The organism is Amycolatopsis sp. Poz14 (assembly GCF_006704225.1).
Taxonomy (GTDB): domain Bacteria; phylum Actinomycetota; class Actinomycetes; order Mycobacteriales; family Pseudonocardiaceae; genus Amycolatopsis; species Amycolatopsis nivea.
Genome location: NZ_JACLHD010000001.1, coordinates 7,999,753 through 8,018,255 on the forward strand (window position 1 = coordinate 7,999,753; position 18,503 = coordinate 8,018,255).

An 18,503-nucleotide genomic window follows, 5' to 3' on the forward strand; every position below is an offset into this window, starting at 1 on the left:
CACCGAACGCCACATTGGGTGCATCCCACGCACCCAATGTGGCATTGGGGCCGCTAGCCGCCACCACCCACGAGACCGAAGCTGGTGCATCCGACGGTGGAGGAGGCACCAATCCGCTCCCGCAGCCGATGCACCCAAAGCATCAAGGCACCCAGCCCAAACCGCAGCCGGTGCACCCAACGAGCGAGGCACCCAGCCCTCCACCGCAGCCGATGCACCCGCTATCGAGACACCCAGCCCCTCTCTACCGCAGCCGATGCACCCAAACATCGAGGCACCCAGCCCCTCCCCCAACCCCGATACGAAGCTCCCCTGCGGTTCGGGGGTGCTTGTCAAGGCATCTTTCCCGCCTTGACAAGCACCCCCGAACCGTCAGCACAATCAAACTTCGGGGTGCCCCACGCAACCAACGGGCGCAATGTCGCCGCCAGGCGACGAGCCGAAGAGGACGAGCCGAAGAGGACGTCAAACCGTATCCAGAACCACCTCAAAAGCCACCTCAGCAGCCCCCAGCAGCTTCACATCCGCCCCCAAAGCCGAACTCACGATCCGCGTCCCCCCAACAGCCCGAGACACCAAACTCCGCCCCCGAACCTCCTCGGCAACCGCCCGCATCACCGACTCCGGCAGCACAGTCAGCAAATCCCCCAGCACCACCAGCTCCGGCCCTAGCAGGTTGACCACGTTGACCAACCCCAACGTCAGCCATTCCGCATACTCAGCCAACCGAGAGGAAGCCGCGACAGCATCCAGCCCCAGCTCCCGCAGCTCAACGAGAATCACCCCGCGCGGCGTGTCCTCCGGCAACCCCAGAGCCCGGCACAGCGCGGCCTCGCCGATCTCGGTCTCCCAGCATCCGCGGCTGCCGCAATAACAAGCCCGCCCGCCAGGCCGGATCGCCATGTGCCCGATCTCGCCGACATACCCAGCGCCGCCGCGCAGCGAAGACCCCTGCGAAATCACCCCGCCGCCGACACCGACGTCCGCGGACACGTACACCGAGTCCGAAGACCCCCGAGCCGCCCCGCGCAAATGCTCGGCAACCGCGCCCAGTTCGGCGTCATTGGCCACCAGCACCGGAATCCGCAGCACCGCCGACAGCCGGTCCCCGAGCGCCACATCGGTCCACCGCAGGTTGGGCGCTTCGTGCACCAGCCCGTCGGCCCGTCGCACCACCCCGGGCACCGACACGCCGACCGCGATCGGTTCCACGCCCAGGTCGCTCGCCAGGACCCGGGTCGACTCGATCACGTGCGTGATCACCTCGTCCGCGGTCCGCGTCCGGGTGTGCAGGTTCCAGCTGTTGCGCCCGAGGATCTGCCCGCCGAGCCCGACCAGCGCGATCGCCACGTGTTCGACCTGCAAATCGACCGCGAGCACCACCGCGGCGTGCGGCTGCGGCAGGACCAGGAGCGAGGGGCGGCCCGCCCCTCGCCCTGGCCTCGGCACTTTTTCCTCGACCACGCCTGCCTCGGCGAGACCGTCGACGAGGGTCTTGATGGTGCTCCGGTTGAGCCCCAGTTCGGTGGCCAGGGCAGCCCGCGTACTGGGCCCGCCGACGTGCAGCAGGCGCAACAGAGTCGTGCGGTTGTGCCGGCGCACCTCGTCCGGGCGGGCGACGGGCGGGCTGCTCACCGGATCATCTTCCCATCTGCCCTCAGCGTGCTGACGCCTCAGCCCGCCGTCGCGACAACGCGTCCACCGAAGCGGCCAGCAGCAGCACCAGGCCGGTGATGATGTTGACCACCGCGGCCTTCTGCTGAAGCAGGCCGAGACCGTTGTTCACGATCGCCAGCACCGCGCCGCCGATCACCGCGTCCATGATCCGGCCCTTGCCGCCGAACAGCGAGGTGCCGCCGATGACCGCCGCGCCGACCGCGAACAGCAGGGTGTTCAGACCGCCGGACTGGCCGCTGACCGAACCGACCTTCGACGAGTACACGATCGCGCCGATCGCCGCGAACGACGAGCTGATCACGAACACGCTGGTGCGCAGCTTCGGCACGTTGATGCCGGCGCGACGCGCGGCTTCCTTGTTGCCGCCCACCGCGTACAGGTGCCGGCCGTACTTGGTGCGGTTGAGCACGTAGGTGCCCGCCACCAGCAGGACCAGGACGATCGGCACCACGTACGGCACGCCCGCGATCACGACGAGGTCGTTCGACGCGCGGTTGATGGTGAGCAGATAGGTCGCGACCGCGGCGACGACCGCGATGGCGCCGACCTTCGCCAGCACGATCGGCGTCGGCTGGACCACCAGCCCGCGCTTCAGCCGCGAGAAGTGCTGTCCGAGCGCGAGAACCGCGTATCCGCCTGCCGCGACGACGAAAAGCACCCAGCTGCCGACGATCGAGAGGTTGCCGTTGGCGACCGCGTTGAGCGTGTCGCTCGTGCTGATCGGCAGCGTGCCGCCTTCGCCGACGAACTGCAGGATCACGCCCTGCCAGACGATGAACAGCGCCAGCGTGACGACGAAGGACGGCATGCCGATCTTCGACACCAGGAAACCCGTGATGCAGCCGATCGCGGTGCCGGTGCAGACCGCGATGAGCATTTCGACCCACGCGTTGACCGGCGCGCCGACCATGATCACCACGATGCCGACCAGCGAAACCGCCGCCCCGGCCCAGATCTTCTGCAGCAGCGCCAGCACCACCGCGAGCACGAGCACCGCGATGAACGTGATGAAGACGCCGGTTCCCATGGAGCCCAGCAGGTTTCCATTGTGGACATAGTGCAGCGCCATCAGCGACGCGCAGACGCCGGACGCGGTGCCCGCGGACAGGTCGATCTCGCCCAGCAGCAGCACGAACACGATGCCCATCGCGATGATGGTCTGGCCCGCGCCCTGCTCGAGCAGGTTGGCGATGTTCTGCAGGGTGAAGAAGTCGCCGGACAGCGCGCTGAACAGGACGGCGAGCACGATCACGCCGAGCACGGCGGGAATCGAGCCGAGCTGCCCGTCCTTCATCCGCGCGAAGTAGTCCTTGATCGCCTCGCCGGTGGACAGCGAGGTCGTGTCGATGCCGAAGTCGGCGATCGCCCCGGAGGGCGCGTCCGGCGTCTGCGGCTTCTCGGAAGTTTCGGTCATGGCGGGTTCTTTCTCGCTCACAGCGCGACAGCTTCGGGACGGGCCAGGCCGAGATCGCCCGATCGGCCCGCGGTGATGAGTTCGACGACCTGGCTGTGCGTCACGTCGCCGGTCTGCACCTCCGCGACCAGCCGGCCGAGGTACAGCACCGCGATCCGGTCCGCGACCTCGAACACGTCGGCCATGTTGTGGCTGATCAGCACCACGCCGAGGCCCTGTTCGGCCAGCCGGCGCACCAGATCGAGCACCTGCTTGGTCTGCGCGACGCCGAGCGCCGCGGTCGGTTCGTCGAGGATGACGACTTTGCTGTTCCACAGCACGGATTTCGCGATCGCGACAGTCTGGCGCTGACCGCCCGACAGCGAGGAAACCGGGGTGCGGACGGATTTCACCGTGCGCACGCCGAGCGACGCCAGCGTCTCGCGCGCGGCCTTCTCCATGCTGGCCTCGTCGAGCAGCCAGCTGCTGCCGCGCTCGCGGCCGAGGAACATGTTCTGCACGATGTCGAGGTTGTCGGCGAGGGCGAGGTCCTGGTAGACGACCTCGATGCCGAGTTCGGCGGCGTCCTTGGGGCCGCGGATGTGCGCGTCCGCGCCGTTGAACCGCACGGCTCCGGTGTCGTACGGGTGGATGCCCGCGATGCATTTGACCAAAGTGGACTTGCCGGCCCCGTTGTCGCCGACGAGCGCGGTCACTTCGCCCGCCCGCACGGCGAAGTCCACGTCGTGCAGGACGTGGACCGGGCCGAAGCTCTTGTTCAGGCCGGTGATGTCGAGAATGGGCTCGCTCATGGGATTCGCTTGTCTCTCGCGTGGATACCGGGCCGGGACGCGCGTCGGGGGAACGCGTCCCGGCCCGGCTGCTCTGGCGGGGAGTTACTGCTGCGTCAGGAGATGCCGTTTTCGGTGCACTTGGCGGCGAGGTCGCCGGTGCAGATGTCGGACGCCTTGACGTAGCCCTGCTGGACGACGGTCTTGATGTCCTTGATCGTGATCAGCTGCGGCTGCAGCAGCACCGACTTCAGGTCGCGGTTGTTCTTCGGGTCGTGCAGCTTGCCGGTGGCGATCGCGTCGGCGGCGGCCTTGTCGCCCTTGGCCAGCGCGGCGGCCAGCTTCGCGGTGTTCTCGGCCTCTTCCTTGATCGGCTTGAAGATCGTCAGCGTCTGGTCGCCGCGCAGGATCGCCTGCAGACCGGCCGCGGTCGCGTCCTGGCCGGTGACCGGGACCTTCCCGTTGAGGCCGTTCTTCTTCAGCACGGTGATCACCGCGCCCGCCAGCTCGTCGTTCGCCGCGACGACGCCGTCGACCTTGCCGCCGACGCGGGTGAAGATCTGCTCGAACGTCGTGCCGCCGACCTGGGCGTCCCAGTTGTCGATGGGCTGCTTCTGCACGAGGTTCAGCGCCTTGGACTCGTACAGCGGCTTGAGGACCTTGTCGTGGCCGTTGGCGAACAGGGTCGCGTTGTTGTCCGTCGGCGCGCCCTCGATCTGGACGACGTTGGCTCCCGGCTTGCTCTTCAGCGCGTCCGCGAGGCCCTGTGCCTGGATTTCGCCGACCTTCTCGTTGTCGAACGAGACGTAGTAGTCGGCCGAACCGCCGAGACTCGGGCGGTCGTAGTCGATGACCGGGATGCCGGCGTTCTTGGCCTTGGCCTCGATCGCCGCGCCGACCGCGGGGTCGGACGGGGCGATGACCAGCACCTTGACGCCCGAGCTGATGAAGCCGTCGGCCAGAGTGGAGAACTTCTGGTTGTCGCCCTGGGCGTTCTGGATGTCGGCGCTGAAGCCCTGCGCGGAGAGCGCGGCCTGCAGCATCGGCTTGTCGAAGGCTTCCCAGCGGGCCGAAGTGGCGGTCTCCGGCAGGATCACGCCGACCTTGCCGTTGGCGCCGCCGCCTGCCGGGGCGGAGGCGGAGCTCTTGCTGTCCCCCGAGTTGCCGGAGCCCGCGCTGTTGGCGCCGCACGCCGAAAGCGCCAGGCCGGCGCTCACCGTCGCGGCGAGGAGGGTAAGGGTTCTGGTGCGCATCCTCGTTCCTTCTCCGATCATGCTCGCGGGGTGATCGGGAGGGGTCCCCGTGCACCGTCGCAGATATGTTGTGGCCGACAACATATGCCGCGGAGCGGCTCTGCGGAAGATGGCGGGATCGAGTAACCGACACCAAATGGACACGGTTCGGCAACGCAGCCCTCATCAGGGGCTTGCGCTGACTGAGTGATCCCTGCCACGCACCGAGCGTAACGAGAACTTGTCCGGTCTTGTCCGGTCCGCAGGGCAGGGGTGCCCGTTCAGGCGCCCGGATCGAACCGGACGAACCGTTCTACCTGGGGAAGGGGCGCACGGACCCGCCGTGCGCCCCGCTGTTTCGCCCGGAGAACTACCAGGAGCGCAGCGTGACGATGCGCTCTTCGAGCTGCTCCACCGTCGCCATCGCGGTGGGCGGGCCGCCGCACTGGCGGCGCAGTTCGTTGTGGATCGCGCCGTGCGGCTTCTTCGTGCGGTGGTGGTACACGCCGACCAGCGCGTTGAGCTCCTTGCGCAGCGCGCCGAGCCGTTCGCTCACCGACTGCGACCGGACCGGCGGCGCGGCCGGCTGCTCGTCCTTCGGCTTGCGCCGCTTCTCGTCGGAGATCTGCTCTTCCTGCCGCTTGCGCAGCAGCGCGCGGACCTGGTCCGGCTCCAGCAGCCCGGGAAGGCCGAGGTACTCCTGCTCCTCGTCGGATCCGGAGAAGACCGCGGTGCCGAACGAGTTGCCGTCGTAGATGACCTGGTCGAGCTCGGCGGAGGCGTGCAGCGAGGTGAACGCCTTCTCCTCCTCGCCCGGTTCGTCCTCGGTGCGGTTGGCCTGGGCGAGCAGTTCGTCGTCCCAGCCTTCCTTCTCCCGGTGCGGTTTGCCGAGCACGTGGTCGCGCTGCGCTTCCAGCTCGCTGGCCAGTTCCAGCAGCACCGGCACGCTCGGCAGGAAGATGCTCGCCGTCTCGCCTTTTTTCCGGGCCCGCACGTAGCGGCCGATGGCCTGTGCGAAGAACAGCGGGGTGGACGCGCTGGTCGCGTACACGCCGACGGCCAGCCGCGGGACGTCGACGCCTTCGGACACCATCCGGACCGCGACGATCCAGCGTTCCTTGGTCTCGGAGAACTCCTTGATCCGCCCGGACGCCTTCGGGTCGTCGGACAGCACCAGCGTCGGCGTTTCGCCGCAGATCCGCTCCAGGATCTTGGCGTAGGCGCGCGCGGTTTCCTGGTCGGTGGCGATCACCAGGCCGCCCGCGTCCGGGATTCCTTGCCGTACCTGGCTGAGCCGCGTGTCGGCGGCCTGCAGCACCGCCGGGATCCACTCGCCCGCCGGATCGAGCGCCGTGCGCCAAGCGCGCGCGTTCTGCTCCGCGGTGAGCGGCTCGCCCAGCCGCGCGGTGAACTCCTCGCCCGCGCTGGTGCGCCACGACGCCTCGCCGGAGTAGGCGAGGAAGACGACCGGCCGGACCACGCCGTCGGCGAGGGCGTCGGAGTAGCCGTAGGAGTGGTCGGCCTTGCTGCGCTGGAACCCGCCGCCGTCCGGTTCGTAGGTGACGAACGGGATCGGCGAGTCGTCGCTGCGGAACGGGGTCCCGGTGAGCGCGAGCCTGCGCACCGCGGGCGTGAACGCCTCGCTGGTCGCGTCGCCCCAGGACTTCGCGTCGCCCGCGTGGTGGATCTCGTCGAGGATCACCAGGGTCTTGCGGTTCTCCGTGCGCACCCGGTGCAGCGTGGGGTGCGCGGCGACCTGCGCGTAGGTGACCGCGACGCCGCGGTAGTCCGACGACGTGACGCCGGTGGTGTTGCGGAAGTTCGAGTCGATCGGGATGCCCGCCGCCGCGGCCGAGGCCGCCCACTGGTGCTTCAGGTGCTCGGTCGGGGTGACGATCGTGACCGCCTCGACCGTGCGGTCCGACAGCAGTTCGGCGGCGATCCGGAGGCCGAAGACGGTCTTGCCCGCGCCCGGCGTCGCGACCGCGAGGAAGTCCTTCGGCTTGCTCGACAGGTACTTCGTGAGCGCTCGGCGCTGCCAGGCGCGCAGCGGGCGCGCGGTGGAGTCCGTCGCTGCGGGCGGCGCCCCGAGGACCGGCTGGGTCGTCTCGGACAAAACTCGGTTCACCCCCTCCTCGGGCCGCTCCGCGCGGCCGTGACGTGCGAAAACCCCCACTGTGGCACCGGCTTCGCCGCCGGGCGCCGCGATGAGGGCACGTCGGCCAGCTTACCTTCCGAGTCCCCGGGCGCCCGCCACCGCCACGGGTGGTGTCCTCCGACACGCCCCCTCTCGGCGGGGGTGACGAGCCAAAACCGCGCGCATGGACCATGCTGGGACACACCATGGGCGAGGTGACACCGGACGCCGGCGAGGCAGAGCCGGACGGCAAGGCAGTGCCGAAGAAGAGCGTGCCGGAGAAGACCGTGCGCAGGGGGCCGTGGCGGCTGCTCACCCGCACGCTCGCGAAAGCGTGGGACGGCAACATCTTCTCCGAGGCCGCCGAGGCGGCGTTCTGGCAGACGCTGTCGCTCCCGCCGCTGCTGCTCGGGCTGCTGGGCAGCGTCGGGTTCATCGGCGAGTGGTTCGGCCAGAACGTGGTCACCGCGGTGCACGACCGGATCATCACCTTCAGCCACACCATCTTCAGCGCCAACGCCGTGCAGGAGATCATCGAACCGACGGTGAACAGCATCCTCACCGTGGGCAAGGGCGAGATCGTGTCCGTGGGCTTCGTCATCTCGCTGTGGGCGGGTTCGTCGGCGATGTCGTCGTTCGTCGACGCGATCACCGTCGCGCACGACCAGTACGGCGTCCGCAACGAGGTGTGGCAGCGGATTTTCGCGCTGCTGCTGTACCTGTGCGCGCTGATCGGGCTCGTGATCGGGCTTCCGCTGCTGGCGATCGGGCCGGACCTGCTGCCGGAGTTTTTCCCGGTCGACTGGCGGCCGACGGTCTCGTCCTGGGTCGGCACGCTCTACTACCCGGTGCTGGGCGTGATGATCGCGCTCGCGCTGACGACGCTGTACAAGCTCGCGCTGCCGCGCCGGCTGCCCTGGCACCGCGGGCTGCCGGGCGCGATGCTGGCCGGCGTGGTGTTCCTGGTGTCGAGCATCGGGCTGCGGATCTACCTGAACTGGATCACCAAGACCGGCTACACCTACGGCGCACTGGCCGCGCCGATCGCGTTCCTGCTGCTGATGTTCTTCATCGGCCTCGCGGTGGTCGGCGGCGCGTACTTCAACAGCGCGATCCAGGAGCTGTGGCCCGCGAAGGCGACCCGGCGGCAGCGGCGCAAGTGGCGGCGGCTGGAGATGGAACGCGCGAACGAGCGGATGCGGGCCGAGGAGGGCCGCCGCCTGTGGGACCGCACGACGATGCCGTTGCGCCGGCCGAAACGGCACCCCGAAGACGACACCGCCGAGTCCGAGACCGGCCACGACGAGCCGAACGGCGCCGAGGTGCAGCGCCCCGGATCGGAGACCGTGCAGCTCGCGCGGCCTGAGCGTGCCCCGGACCAGCGCGGCTCCGAGCCTTCTTCCGGCTCAGAACCGCGCTCGCAGCAGGGCTGAGGTCAGCCCTGGCGGAACCGCCACGTTTTGCTGTCGAAGGCGATGCAGACGCTCGGCGACATCACGACCACGCGCAGGGTGCCGCCGTCGCGTTCGTCGTAGTCGATGCCCTCGACCTCGAAGTTGCCGCTGCAGCCGCTTTCCAGCGGCAACTGGCCGAGCGAGGTGACGTGCCCGGTGACGTCGGAGCCGGAGACCGAACCGGAGAGATCGACCTGCAGCAGCGGTTTGGTGGTGCCGAAGAGGCTGCCGTCCGGGTCGTCGGAGGAGCACATGAGCCGGGTCGCGGAGACGAAATCGCAGCCCTGGACGTCGCGTACCTGGTGGTCGAGCCGGATCGCCGAGGCGTACGGCAGGTTCTGGCCGGGATCGGTGGCCGCGACGCCGGGCATCGGGTAGACGAGCAGGCGGTCCATCGTGCCCCATTCGCCGGACACGAGCCAGCGCGCGTCGGGCGACACCGCGGCGAACGAGTTGTTGTTGGCCTCCCACGATTCCAGCGCGTGCTGGTAGTCGGCGCGGGAGCCGTCCGGGGCTTCGACGCGGAAGAGCTTCGCGCCGCGGTCGTCGCGCTGATAGGGCTCGACGTACCAGCCCTTCGCCGACCCCGGGTCGCCGATGTGGTTCCAGCCCTTCGCGGCCAGACCCGGGTCGACGGTGCCGATGCCGGTGTAGCGGATGCTGGTGCCGGACGAGCGCTCGACAGTGGCGAGGCCCTGGCTCTCGTCGAGCGGACGGGCCCGGTCCGAGCCGACGGTGGTCCATCCGGTCACCGCGTCCGCGGCGCCCGCCGCGACGGCGCTGAAGGCGGACATCAGGACGACGAGGGAAAGCACGATCCCGGTTGCGCGCATGCGGGGACACTCCTGCGGGGAGGCGACTGGCCGGACTGCAGGTCTACCAGTTCCTCCCCGGGTGCACAGCCACCGAGTGAAGGATTTTCACCTTTGTTCCCGCGCACCGGGACGCGCGGGAAGCGCGCTCAGTCGTCGCCGCCGGGACGGAGGCCCTCGTAGATCTTCTTGCACTTGGGGCAGACCGGGGACCCCGGCTTGGGCGACTTCGTGACCGGGAAGACCTCGCCGCAGAGCGCCACGACGTGCGTGCCCATGACCGCGCTCTCGGCGATCTTGTTCTTGCGCACGTAGTGGAACATCTTCGGCGAGTCGTCGTCGGTCGACTCGGTGCTGTCGGTCTCCGGCTTGGTCAGCGTTTCGGTGCTCACCCCACCATCATGCCTCAGCGCCGCGCCCGCGGTAATGCCCGGCTAGGCTCGCCTGACCTGCCAAGGGACCCCTCAGGAGCCCGGATGCCGCACGAGTCCGCACCCCGCTGGCACAGCTGCCTCACCCGCCTCGGCGGCGACCACCGCGTCGGCCACGACGCCTGGGCCGACCTCGAAACGCGCTACACCGAACCGCACCGCCGCTACCACGACCTCGCCCACGCCACCGCCGTCGCGCACGACGCGGAGCAGCTAGCGGCCGACCTGCCCTTCCAAGAACGCGCTGTCGTCGTACTCGCCGCGTGGGCACACGACGTGGTCTACGACGCCGTACCCGGCGAAGACGAGCAGCGCAGTGCGGAGTGGCTTCGCCGTTGGCTCACGCGCACAGGGGTTGCCGACGCACACATTGAGCGAGCCGAAGCCCTCGTACTCGCCACCGCCGCCCACGAAGCCCCTGAAGGCGACTTAGCCGCAGCAGCCCTCCTCGACGCCGACCTAGCCATCCTCGGCGCACCGCCCGCTGCGTACGCCGCGTACGTGGACAACGTGCGCCAGGAGTACGCGCGCTATCCCGACGATGCCTGGGCGACCGGCCGCGCCGCGGTACTGGAAAGCCTCCTCGCGCGGCCCGCGCTGTACCTCACCGAAAGCGCGCGCTCACGCTGGGAAGCCGCCGCGCGGCGAAATCTGCAGGCAGAGCTGACCCGATGCCGCAGCGTGCGCGGCGATCACAGATGATGTCCGTTCGTGACCACCCAGACCACTCCCCTGTTCGTCCACGAGGAAGTCGCCTCGGCGTTGCGTGACGGTCACCCCGTCGTCGCGCTCGAGAGCACGATCCTTTCGCACGGCCTCCCGTACGGACGGAACCTCGACGTCGGCCGCCGTATCGAGCAAACCGTGCGAGACGGCGGCGCCGTCCCGGCCACCATCGCCGTACTGGACGGACGGCCGGTCATCGGCCTGTCCCCCGCCGAACTGGAGCGCGTCTGCGCCCCCGACGCCGGCCTGGACAAGCTGTCCTTGCGCGACCTTGGCCCCGCAGTCGGCCTCGGCCGCTCCGGCGCCACGACCGTCGCCGGCACCTCGGCGCTCGCCGCGGCAGCCGGGATCGGCGTCTTCGCCACCGGCGGCCTCGGCGGCGTGCACCTGGGCGCGGCACAGAGCTGGGACGTCTCGGCCGACCTCGGCGTCCTCGCCAAGGTGCCGACCGTGGTCGTGTGCTCCGGCGTGAAGTCCGTCCTGGACATCCCCGCGACCCTGGAAGTTTTGGAAACGAACTCGGTGCCCGTCCTCGGCTACCGCACCGACGACTTCCCCGCGTTCTACCTCCGCTCGTCCGGCCACCCCGTCGGCTGGCGCGTGGACGATCCGAAGCAGGCCGCCGCGGTCATCTCCGCGCACCGCCGGTACGCGAATTCGGGCGTACTGTTGACAAATCCGATCCCGGAAGAGTCCGAAATGGACCGTGCACTGCACGACCGCCTGCTGCGCGAGGGCCTGGCAAAACTGGCCGACGGCGACGTACACGGCGCGGACGTGACCCCCGTGCTGCTCGAACACTTCCACACCGCCAGCGAAGGCGTCAGCATCGACGCGAACGAGGCTTTGGTGCTGTCCAACGCCAAACTCGCGACCGAGGTAGCGGTGGCCCTGTCGTGACCGGAATCGTAGTAGTCGGCGACGCGGGCCTAGACGTCGTCGCACGACACGACCAGCCCCTCCCCCACGGCGGCGACGCCCGAGCAGCAATCCGCTTCACCGGCGGCGGCGCCGGAGCGAACACCGCCCTGTGGCTGCGCTCCCTGGGCGCAGAAACCACCCTGGTCGCCCGAATCGGCAACGACTCGGGCGGCCGCCTGATCCGAGCCGAGCTGGAAGCCGCAGGAGTCCGCTGCGCCTTCGCGACCGATCCGGAAGCCCCGACGTGCTGCGTAGTAGTCCTGGTAGACGGCGAAGGCCAACGCAGCATGCTCGCCGACCGAGGCGCGAACAAACGCTTCGCCCCCGAAGACGTCACCCCCGAGGCACTGGCCGGCTCCACCCACCTGCACCTGTCCGGCTATGTCCTGCTGGACCCGTCCTCCCGCCCCGCAGGCCTAGCCGCACTGGCCGCCGCGAAGAAAGCCGGGCTGACGACCTCCGTGGACCCCCAAGCAGCCGCCCACATCCACGACCCGTCAGCCTTCCTGGACGACGTACGCGGCACCGACCTGCTCATGCCGAACACCGAAGAACTAGTCGCCCTGACCGGCTCCGCAGACCCGTCCTCGGCCACCGAACTGCTGAACACCGTAGGCGCAGTAGTAGTAACCGCAGGCCTGGACGGCGCAAGCTGGATCGACGCAACCGGCGTCTCCTCAGTCCCAGCAGTAGAAACAACCTGCGTGGACTCCACCGGCGCAGGCGACGCCTTCGACGCAGGCGTCCTCACCACCTGGCTAGCCGGAAAGTCCACAGTGGACGTACTACGCACAGGCACCCAACTAGGCGCACTGGCAGTAAGCCGAATCGGCCCGCAACCCTAAAACAAGGTCCGTGAGGGGCCCCCTGACAGCCCCAGATTCCCTCAGGGCCCCCCTCACGGCCCCACCCTCGCCGCCCGGGATGCGCCCCAATGTGGCATTGGGTGCGTCAGACGCACCGAACGCCACATTGGGTGCGCCACATGCACCCAATGCCACATTGGGGCGCTAGCCCCGCCCGAGAACCGGCAGCCGACGCACCCAAACCAGCGAGGCACCCAGCCCTCCCCCGCACCCCGATACGAAGCTCATCTGCGGTCGGTGGGTGCTTGTCAAGGCATCTTTCCCGCCTTGACAAGCACCCACCGACCGTCAGCACAATCAAACTTCGGGGTGCCCCACGCAACCCTCAAAAGCAATGTCGCCGCCAGGCGACGAGCCGAATCACCCGTCAATCACCCGTCAATCACCCGATGCTTCCGCCCCTCAATCTGCCGAGCATCCCGCGCATACCGATTGACCTTCTCCGACTTCTTAGGCGGCCGGTCATTCGCAATCAACACCGCGATCCAAGGCAACGGCACGGAAATCACCAAAAACAAAATAGCCAGCCACCACGTGTGATAAGTCAGCCCGGCCAAAATAAGACAGGGAATCCGGCACACCATCATGATGACGTACTTCCGCTTCCGCGACGCCAGCTGATCGTCCAGCGACGGCTCGGCCTCGGTGATCAACACAGGTTCGGGGCGGGGATCGGCTCCGTGGGGTGCGTTCACAGCACCACCTCCGTGTTCCATCGTCTCACTCACCGGCCTTCCGCGACACCCGGGCGGGCAAACCGGGACAACGCGGCGACGACCAGCGTCTCGACCCCGGTCCGCAGCGTCGGGTGCAGCACCGGCGCGAACTTGGACGAGTGATTCGAGGGCACGTCGGTCTCGAACCGCCCCTCGGTCATCGCCGTGATCACCTGCTGCGCGTCGAACCCTCCGACCAGCCAGAACACCGACGGCACCCCGGCCGCCCGGCCGAATTCGCTGAAGTCCTCACTGCCGGTGACCAGCGGCGCGGGCATCGTCGCCTCCGCACCGAAGTGCCCGCGAAACACCTCAGTCAACTCGTCCGACGCGGCAGTGTCGTTCGCCGTGACCGGATAGGACGCGACGACCTCCACCGTCGGCGGCTGAGGGGCCCCCGCGGCCGCGGCTTCACCGTTCACGATCCGCTCGATCGCCTTGCGCAGCCGCACCAACACGGCGTCGTCGAAGGCACGGGTATTGACCTCGAGCACGGCATGGTCAGCAATCACGTTCGCTGCGGTCCCGACATGCATCGAGCCGACAGTCACCACGGCAGGCTCAGTCGCCGCGATCTCGCGCGACACGATCGTCTGCAGCTTGAGCACCACGGACGCCGCCAGCACCGCCGGATCGACTGTGGTTTCCGGCCGCGACCCGTGCCCGCCGCGACCGTGCAGGGTGATCCGCAAGGTGTCGGTCGCCGCCATGATCACGCCCGGCCGGGTCAGCACCCACCCGGCCGGACCAGGCACGATGTGCTGCCCGAAGACCACGTCGGGACGGCCGACCCGGTCGAAGAGACCGTCGCGGACCATTCCGGCAGCCCCGTCCCCGGCCTCTTCCCCAGGCTGGAACAGCGCGAGCAGCGTGCCGGACCACTCGTCCCGCGAAGCCGCGAGAAGATGCGCGGCACCGGAGAGCCACGTCGCGTGCATGTCGTGCCCGCAGGCGTGCATCAGCGGCACTTCGCGACCCTCGGAGTCGACGCCGCGCGCAGTGCTCGCGTACGAGAGCCCCGTCTGCTCCTCGACCGGCAACGCGTCGATGTCCGCACGAAGCAGCACAGTCGGTCCTTCGCCGTTGCGCAGGACGCCGACTACACCGGTGCGACCGATGCCGGTGTGCACCTCGAAGCCGTCTTCAGTCAGCCGTCGGGCCAGCTCGGCTGCCGTGCGGGTTTCGGTGAACGCCAGCTCGGGATGACGGTGCAGATCGACGTACAGCGCTTCAAGCTCCGGCAGTGCCGCTTCAAGCGGAGCCAGGACACGCTCGGTGGTCTCGGTGGTCACGATGCTCATCGTGGCAGGCTTACCCACCGTGAGCACGAACACGCCTCTTCCTGACCTTTCCGACGACGTCTGCGCGCGGCTGCGCGAAGCGTTCCGACGCACCGGCTACGACGCTGACGGCGTCGTCGACGCGCTCGGCGGCGCAGCGCACACGGCGCTCGGCCGCGGCGAGCCCGAACCCGCCCGCCGCGCGAGCCTCGACGCCGGCGACCTCGGCGTCTTCATCCGGCTGTTCCTGCTCGGGCTCGCCGAGCCGGAGAAGGCCGTCTCGTCGGCGTTCGCCCCGCTCAGCGCGGACGAGGCGGTGGCCGCGGGCATCCTGCGGACGGCCGGGGACGAGTTCCGCGCCGCGCTCGACATCCGCCCGCACGGCGACGAGGACGGTTCGTGGTGGGTCGTCTCCGACCTCGACGCCGACATGCTCGGCCACGTCGTGCCCGAGGACCACGTGCTCGGCGTCGGGCACGCGTCGCTGAGCCTGATCCGCGCGACCAGCCGCCGCCCCGTCGGCACCCTGCTCGACCTGGGCACCGGCAACGGCGTCCAAGCGCTGCACGCGACCCGGCACGCGCAGCGAGTCACCGCGACCGACGTGTCGGCCCGCGCGCTCGCGCTGGCCGCGGGCACGTTCCGGCTGAACGAGCTTGACGTCGAACTGCTGCGCGGCGAATGGTTCGCGCCCGTCGCGCGCCGCCGCTTCGACCAGATCGTGTGCAATCCGCCATTCGTGGTCGGTCCGCCGCGCGTCGACTACACGTACCGCGACTCCGGCTTGGCCGGCGACGACGCGAGCGCGCTGGTCGTCCGTCAGCTGCCGAGCTTCCTCAACGACGGCGGCACGGGTCAGCTCCTCGCGTCGTGGCTGCACCGTCGCGGCGAAGACTGGGGCGACCGCGTCGCGCGCTGGCTGCCGCCTGAGACCGACGCCTGGTTCGTACAGCGCGACGTCGCCGACCCCGGGCTGTACGTCGGCACCTGGCTTCGCGACGAAGGCATCGACCCACGCTCACCCGAAGGCCGCGCGAAAGCCGCCGCGTGGCTCGACTGGTTCACCGAAAACGACGTACAGGGCATCGGATTCGGCTTTGTGACGCTGCGGCGCGCGAACGGTCAGACGCCGACTGTTGTCTGCGAAGATCTGCGACAGGCTTACGACGACCCGCTGGGCCCCGAAGCAGCGAACTGGCTCGACCGCGTCGAGTGGCTGCGTACGCACGGCGACAATGTGTTGGACGTAGCGTTTCGGGTACCCGAGACAGTGCTGCTCGAACGCGTCGACTCTCCCGGAGATGAGGGCTGGGAAACAACCGTGCGGCGGTTGCATCGCACCGACGGACCCGGTTGGCAGCACGAGGTCGACGAACTCACCACGCGCCTTCTCGCGGGTTGCCGCGGCGCGTTGCCGCTGTCGGATCTGCTGGATCTGCTGTCCGCCGCGCAGGGCCTCGATTCGGCCGAACTGACCGCCGCCGCTTTGCCGATCGTCCGCGAACTTGTGCGGCACGGCATGCTCGTGCCGGGTTCGCCGCGGTGAGGGCGGTGGCGGCGCGGGTCACCCGCGCGAGCGTGACCGTCGCGGGGGAGATTGCCGGAGAGATCAAGGAACCCGGACTGCTCGTGCTGCTGGGCGTGCACCGGGACGACGATCCCGGGAAAGCCGAAACGATGGCCCGCAAACTGCACGAGCTCCGGTTGCTGCGCGACGAGGAATCGTGCGCGACGACCGGCGCGCCGCTGCTCGTGGTGTCGCAGTTCACGCTCTACGGCGACACCCGCAAGGGCCGCCGCCCGTCGTGGACCGCCGCCGCCCGGCCGGAAATCGCCGAACCCCTGGTGGACGCCGTGGTCGCGGAACTGCGCGGCCGCGGCGCGACCGTCTCGACCGGACGGTTCGGCGCGGAGATGGCGGTGGAAAGCGTGAACGACGGCCCGTTCACCGTTCTCGTTGAGGTCTAGACCACATTGGAGAAGGCCGCGTAACATCGAAGGCACGGAGCGCGATTCGAGCGCATTCCCCGGAGCGCAGCGGTTCTCAGCAAAACCTCAGTTTTGGTGGAGCAACCGCGAGGCGGGTACGCCCGTCCTCATTTCAGCGAGCCGGGAACGTTTCACCTACCCGGAGCGTTGAGACCAGTGTCCAGCCAAGCCGGCTGGGCCCGCGGACACGGGATTCCACAGGCCCCGTCCCGCAGGCGCCGGCGAGACACGTTCAGCCCGTGACCGGGGAGGCAGAATGTCAGTCCAGACTCTCGAACGCGAAGCGCGCGGGATTCGCGAGCGCGGGATTCCAGCACAGCAGACCGAGGAGCGGGTGAGCGTGGGGGCGCTCACCGACGCCGACCTCGACGCCCAGAGCCCCGCCGCCGACCTGGTGCGCGTGTACCTGAACGGCATCGGCAAGACCGCGCTGCTCACCGCGGCCGACGAGGTCGAGCTGGCGAAGCGGATCGAAGCCGGGGTCTTCGCCCAGCACATGCTCGACACCGCCGAGGGCCTCACGCCGCAGCGCCGCAAGGAACTGCGCGCGCTGGTCCGCGACGGCCACGTCGCGAAGAACCACCTGCTGGAGGCCAACCTCCGGCTCGTGGTGTCGCTCGCGAAGCGCTACACCGGACGGGGCATGCCGCTGCTCGACCTGATCCAGGAGGGGAACCTGGGCCTGATCCGCGCGGTGGAGAAGTTCGACTACTCCAAGGGGTTCAAGTTCTCCACGTACGCCACGTGGTGGATCCGCCAGGCCATCACCCGCGGCATGGCGGACCAGGGCCGCACCATCCGGCTGCCGGTCCACCTGGTCGAACAGGTGAACAAGCTGGCCCGGATCCGCCGCGACCTGCACCAGCAGCTGGGCCGCGACGCGACGCACGAGGAACTGAGCGCCGAATCGGGCATTCCGGTGCACAAGATCTCGGACCTGCTCGACCAGTCGCGCGACCCGGTGAGCCTCGACATGCCGGTGGGCACCGAAGAGGACGCCCCGCTGGGCGACTTCATCGAAGACTCGGAGGCGACCGACGCCGAGAGCGCCGTGATCTCCGGCCTGCTGCAAGACGACCTCCGCCGGGTTTTGGCCACGCTGGACGACCGCGAACAGCACGTCATCCGCCTGCGCTACGGCCTCGACGACGGCCAGCCGCGCACGCTCGACCAGATCGGCAAGCACTTCGGCCTGTCGCGAGAACGCGTGCGGCAGATCGAACGCGAGGTCATGGCGAAGCTGCGCCAGGGCGAGCGCGCCGACCGGCTGCGGGCGTACGCCAGCTGAGTTTTCTTCCCTCCCCGGATCCGGGCCGGGGTTCGGGCTCGGGTTCGGGTTCCGGGGAGGGCGGAGAAGCCGGTCAGCGAGCATTCGGGCTGGCGCGGCGGACTGACCGGGCGCGGGGTCCGGTGAGCCCGGCCGCGGCAAGCACGCGGACAGGCACGGTGAGGGTTTCCGTGGGGATCGGGTGGGGCCCGGTCAGGCGGGACGGGACTCTTCGACCACAGATTGTTTCGATGGGCAGCGGTTCGCGCCGCTGGTTGCGCAAGACCCTCGGTTCGGCTTTCGGACCGGGGGTCTTGTCGTGTCCGGACCCGGATTTCCACTGCCTGCCGCTCCGAGGACGGCGGAGTCGCCCGCCTTTGGGCTGGGGCCGGGTGTCCGGCCCCGGATTTCTCGCATCCACCGCTTCGACAACGGCGAGGTCGCCCGGCTTCTGGGCCGGGGCGTCGCGTCCAGCCCCGGATTTTCGCCATCCGCCACTCCGATGGCGGCGGCATCGCTTCGCTTCCGGACTGGGTGCCGGAGCCAAACCCTGGATTTCCCCGTCCGCCGCTCCGATGACGGCAGCGTCGCTGGCTTCGTCGTCTCCAACCCCGTCCGTCTCCCTGGAGACGGCGGAGTCGCGCGGCTCTCGGACTGAGGGCGTGCCCAGCCCTCTCACCTGCTGCCCCGGCGCCAGCGGCCTCCCCGACTCCCGGACCAGCGGCTTCGTCCTACCCAGCCCCGATTTCCCCCGTCCACCACCCCGCCGAGGGCGCCGTCGAATTGCCGACAAATCGCCTCATCAACACCA

Annotated in this window: 16 protein-coding genes; 7 read left to right on the forward strand and 9 right to left on the reverse strand. The window is 69.3% G+C overall.

All coding sequences use genetic code 11. From position 1 onward, the window contains the following. Positions 1-465: 465 nt before the first annotated feature. The 5 genes from FKO37_RS37085 to FKO37_RS37105 form a co-directional block, all read right to left on the reverse strand. Complete coding sequence (locus FKO37_RS37085; protein WP_043829305.1) at positions 466-1,635, reverse strand: ROK family transcriptional regulator; 1,170 nt, start codon at positions 1,633-1,635, stop codon at positions 466-468. 22 nt (positions 1,636-1,657) lie between these two features. Then, positions 1,658-3,091 (reverse strand): sugar ABC transporter permease, encoded by a 1,434-nt coding sequence (locus tag FKO37_RS37090; protein ID WP_037819236.1) that lies wholly within the window; start codon positions 3,089-3,091, stop codon positions 1,658-1,660. 17 nt (positions 3,092-3,108) lie between these two features. Then, positions 3,109-3,882 (reverse strand): ATP-binding cassette domain-containing protein, encoded by a 774-nt coding sequence (locus tag FKO37_RS37095; protein WP_037819184.1) that lies wholly within the window; start codon positions 3,880-3,882, stop codon positions 3,109-3,111. Positions 3,883-3,977: 95 nt separating this feature from the next. Then, positions 3,978-5,114 (reverse strand): sugar ABC transporter substrate-binding protein, encoded by a 1,137-nt coding sequence (locus FKO37_RS37100; protein ID WP_037819186.1) that lies wholly within the window; start codon positions 5,112-5,114, stop codon positions 3,978-3,980. Positions 5,115-5,463: 349 nt separating this feature from the next. After that, positions 5,464-7,209 (reverse strand): DEAD/DEAH box helicase, encoded by a 1,746-nt coding sequence (locus FKO37_RS37105; RefSeq protein ID WP_037819238.1) that lies wholly within the window; start codon positions 7,207-7,209, stop codon positions 5,464-5,466. A gap of 227 nt (positions 7,210-7,436) precedes the next feature. Here FKO37_RS37105 and FKO37_RS37110 point away from each other — a divergent pair, with 227 nt between their 5' ends. Beyond that, complete coding sequence (locus FKO37_RS37110) at positions 7,437-8,663, forward strand: YihY/virulence factor BrkB family protein (RefSeq protein WP_238607527.1); 1,227 nt, start codon at positions 7,437-7,439, stop codon at positions 8,661-8,663. A gap of 2 nt (positions 8,664-8,665) precedes the next feature. Here FKO37_RS37110 and FKO37_RS37115 read toward each other — a convergent pair whose 3' ends face one another. Both FKO37_RS37115 and FKO37_RS37120 read right to left on the reverse strand, forming a co-directional pair. After that, a complete protein-coding gene (locus FKO37_RS37115) occupies positions 8,666-9,517 on the reverse strand; it encodes a hypothetical protein (RefSeq protein WP_238607528.1) in 852 nt (283 codons plus the stop codon). A gap of 128 nt (positions 9,518-9,645) precedes the next feature. Continuing rightward, positions 9,646-9,888: a DUF3039 domain-containing protein gene (locus tag FKO37_RS37120; RefSeq protein ID WP_020657970.1), complete on the reverse strand. Its 243-nt coding sequence runs from the start codon at positions 9,886-9,888 to the stop codon at positions 9,646-9,648. 84 nt (positions 9,889-9,972) lie between these two features. Between FKO37_RS37120 and FKO37_RS37125 the strand changes: the two genes are divergently transcribed. The 3 genes from FKO37_RS37125 to FKO37_RS37135 are packed head-to-tail and all read left to right on the forward strand — an operon-like array spanning position 9,973 to position 12,419. Continuing rightward, complete coding sequence (locus tag FKO37_RS37125) at positions 9,973-10,629, forward strand: hypothetical protein (protein WP_238607529.1); 657 nt, start codon at positions 9,973-9,975, stop codon at positions 10,627-10,629. Between the two features lie 9 nt (positions 10,630-10,638). After that, positions 10,639-11,553, forward strand: a complete 915-nt coding sequence (locus tag FKO37_RS37130; protein WP_037819193.1) for a pseudouridine-5'-phosphate glycosidase — start codon at positions 10,639-10,641, stop codon at positions 11,551-11,553. Beyond that, complete coding sequence (locus FKO37_RS37135) at positions 11,550-12,419, forward strand: PfkB family carbohydrate kinase (protein WP_238607530.1); 870 nt, start codon at positions 11,550-11,552, stop codon at positions 12,417-12,419. Before FKO37_RS37130 ends, FKO37_RS37135 begins: the two co-directional genes overlap by 4 nt. A gap of 392 nt (positions 12,420-12,811) precedes the next feature. Here the strand turns inward: FKO37_RS37135 and FKO37_RS37140 are convergent, their stop codons facing one another. Together FKO37_RS37140 and FKO37_RS37145 are read right to left on the reverse strand one after the other, a co-directional pair. Beyond that, positions 12,812-13,156 carry a DUF3099 domain-containing protein gene (locus tag FKO37_RS37140; protein WP_134668229.1) on the reverse strand — a complete coding sequence of 115 codons (345 nt, stop codon included), beginning with the start codon at positions 13,154-13,156 and terminating at the stop codon, positions 12,812-12,814. 8 nt (positions 13,157-13,164) lie between these two features. Then, the gene (locus tag FKO37_RS37145) at positions 13,165-14,457 is read right to left on the reverse strand and encodes an amidohydrolase (protein ID WP_037810035.1); all 1,293 of its coding nucleotides are present in this window, start codon (positions 14,455-14,457) and stop codon (positions 13,165-13,167) included. Here FKO37_RS37145 and FKO37_RS37150 point away from each other — a divergent pair. The 3 genes from FKO37_RS37150 (at position 14,450) to FKO37_RS37160 (ending at position 17,713) form a co-directional block, all read left to right on the forward strand. Beyond that, positions 14,450-15,982 (forward strand): class I SAM-dependent methyltransferase, encoded by a 1,533-nt coding sequence (locus FKO37_RS37150; RefSeq protein ID WP_134731247.1) that lies wholly within the window; start codon positions 14,450-14,452, stop codon positions 15,980-15,982. The genes FKO37_RS37145 and FKO37_RS37150 overlap by 8 nt on opposite strands. Next, the gene (gene dtd, locus FKO37_RS37155) at positions 15,979-16,404 is read left to right on the forward strand and encodes a D-aminoacyl-tRNA deacylase (RefSeq protein ID WP_037810034.1); all 426 of its coding nucleotides are present in this window, start codon (positions 15,979-15,981) and stop codon (positions 16,402-16,404) included. The genes FKO37_RS37150 and dtd overlap by 4 nt, the downstream gene beginning before the upstream one ends. Positions 16,405-16,681: 277 nt before the next feature. Next, positions 16,682-17,713 carry a sigma-70 family RNA polymerase sigma factor gene (locus FKO37_RS37160; RefSeq protein ID WP_037810032.1) on the forward strand — a complete coding sequence of 344 codons (1,032 nt, stop codon included), beginning with the start codon at positions 16,682-16,684 and terminating at the stop codon, positions 17,711-17,713. Positions 17,714-18,503 lie beyond the last annotated feature (790 nt).

What these genes read in the sequence shown, in the direction of transcription:
- FKO37_RS37150 (WP_134731247.1), top strand. Translation starts at nt 14,450, where the DNA reads ATGCTCATCGTGGCAGGCTTACCCACCGTGAGCACGAACACGCCTCTT.
- FKO37_RS37090 (WP_037819236.1), bottom strand. Translation starts at nt 3,091, where the DNA reads ATGACCGAAACTTCCGAGAAGCCGCAGACGCCGGACGCGCCCTCCGGG.
- FKO37_RS37115 (WP_238607528.1), bottom strand. Translation starts at nt 9,517, where the DNA reads ATGCGCGCAACCGGGATCGTGCTTTCCCTCGTCGTCCTGATGTCCGCC.
- FKO37_RS37145 (WP_037810035.1), bottom strand. Translation starts at nt 14,457, where the DNA reads ATGAGCATCGTGACCACCGAGACCACCGAGCGTGTCCTGGCTCCGCTT.
- FKO37_RS37140 (WP_134668229.1), bottom strand. Translation starts at nt 13,156, where the DNA reads ATGGAACACGGAGGTGGTGCTGTGAACGCACCCCACGGAGCCGATCCC.
- FKO37_RS37100 (WP_037819186.1), bottom strand. Translation starts at nt 5,114, where the DNA reads ATGCGCACCAGAACCCTTACCCTCCTCGCCGCGACGGTGAGCGCCGGC.
- FKO37_RS37160 (WP_037810032.1), top strand. Translation starts at nt 16,682, where the DNA reads ATGTCAGTCCAGACTCTCGAACGCGAAGCGCGCGGGATTCGCGAGCGC.
- FKO37_RS37125 (WP_238607529.1), top strand. Translation starts at nt 9,973, where the DNA reads ATGCCGCACGAGTCCGCACCCCGCTGGCACAGCTGCCTCACCCGCCTC.
- FKO37_RS37110 (WP_238607527.1), top strand. Translation starts at nt 7,437, where the DNA reads ATGGGCGAGGTGACACCGGACGCCGGCGAGGCAGAGCCGGACGGCAAG.
- FKO37_RS37095 (WP_037819184.1), bottom strand. Translation starts at nt 3,882, where the DNA reads ATGAGCGAGCCCATTCTCGACATCACCGGCCTGAACAAGAGCTTCGGC.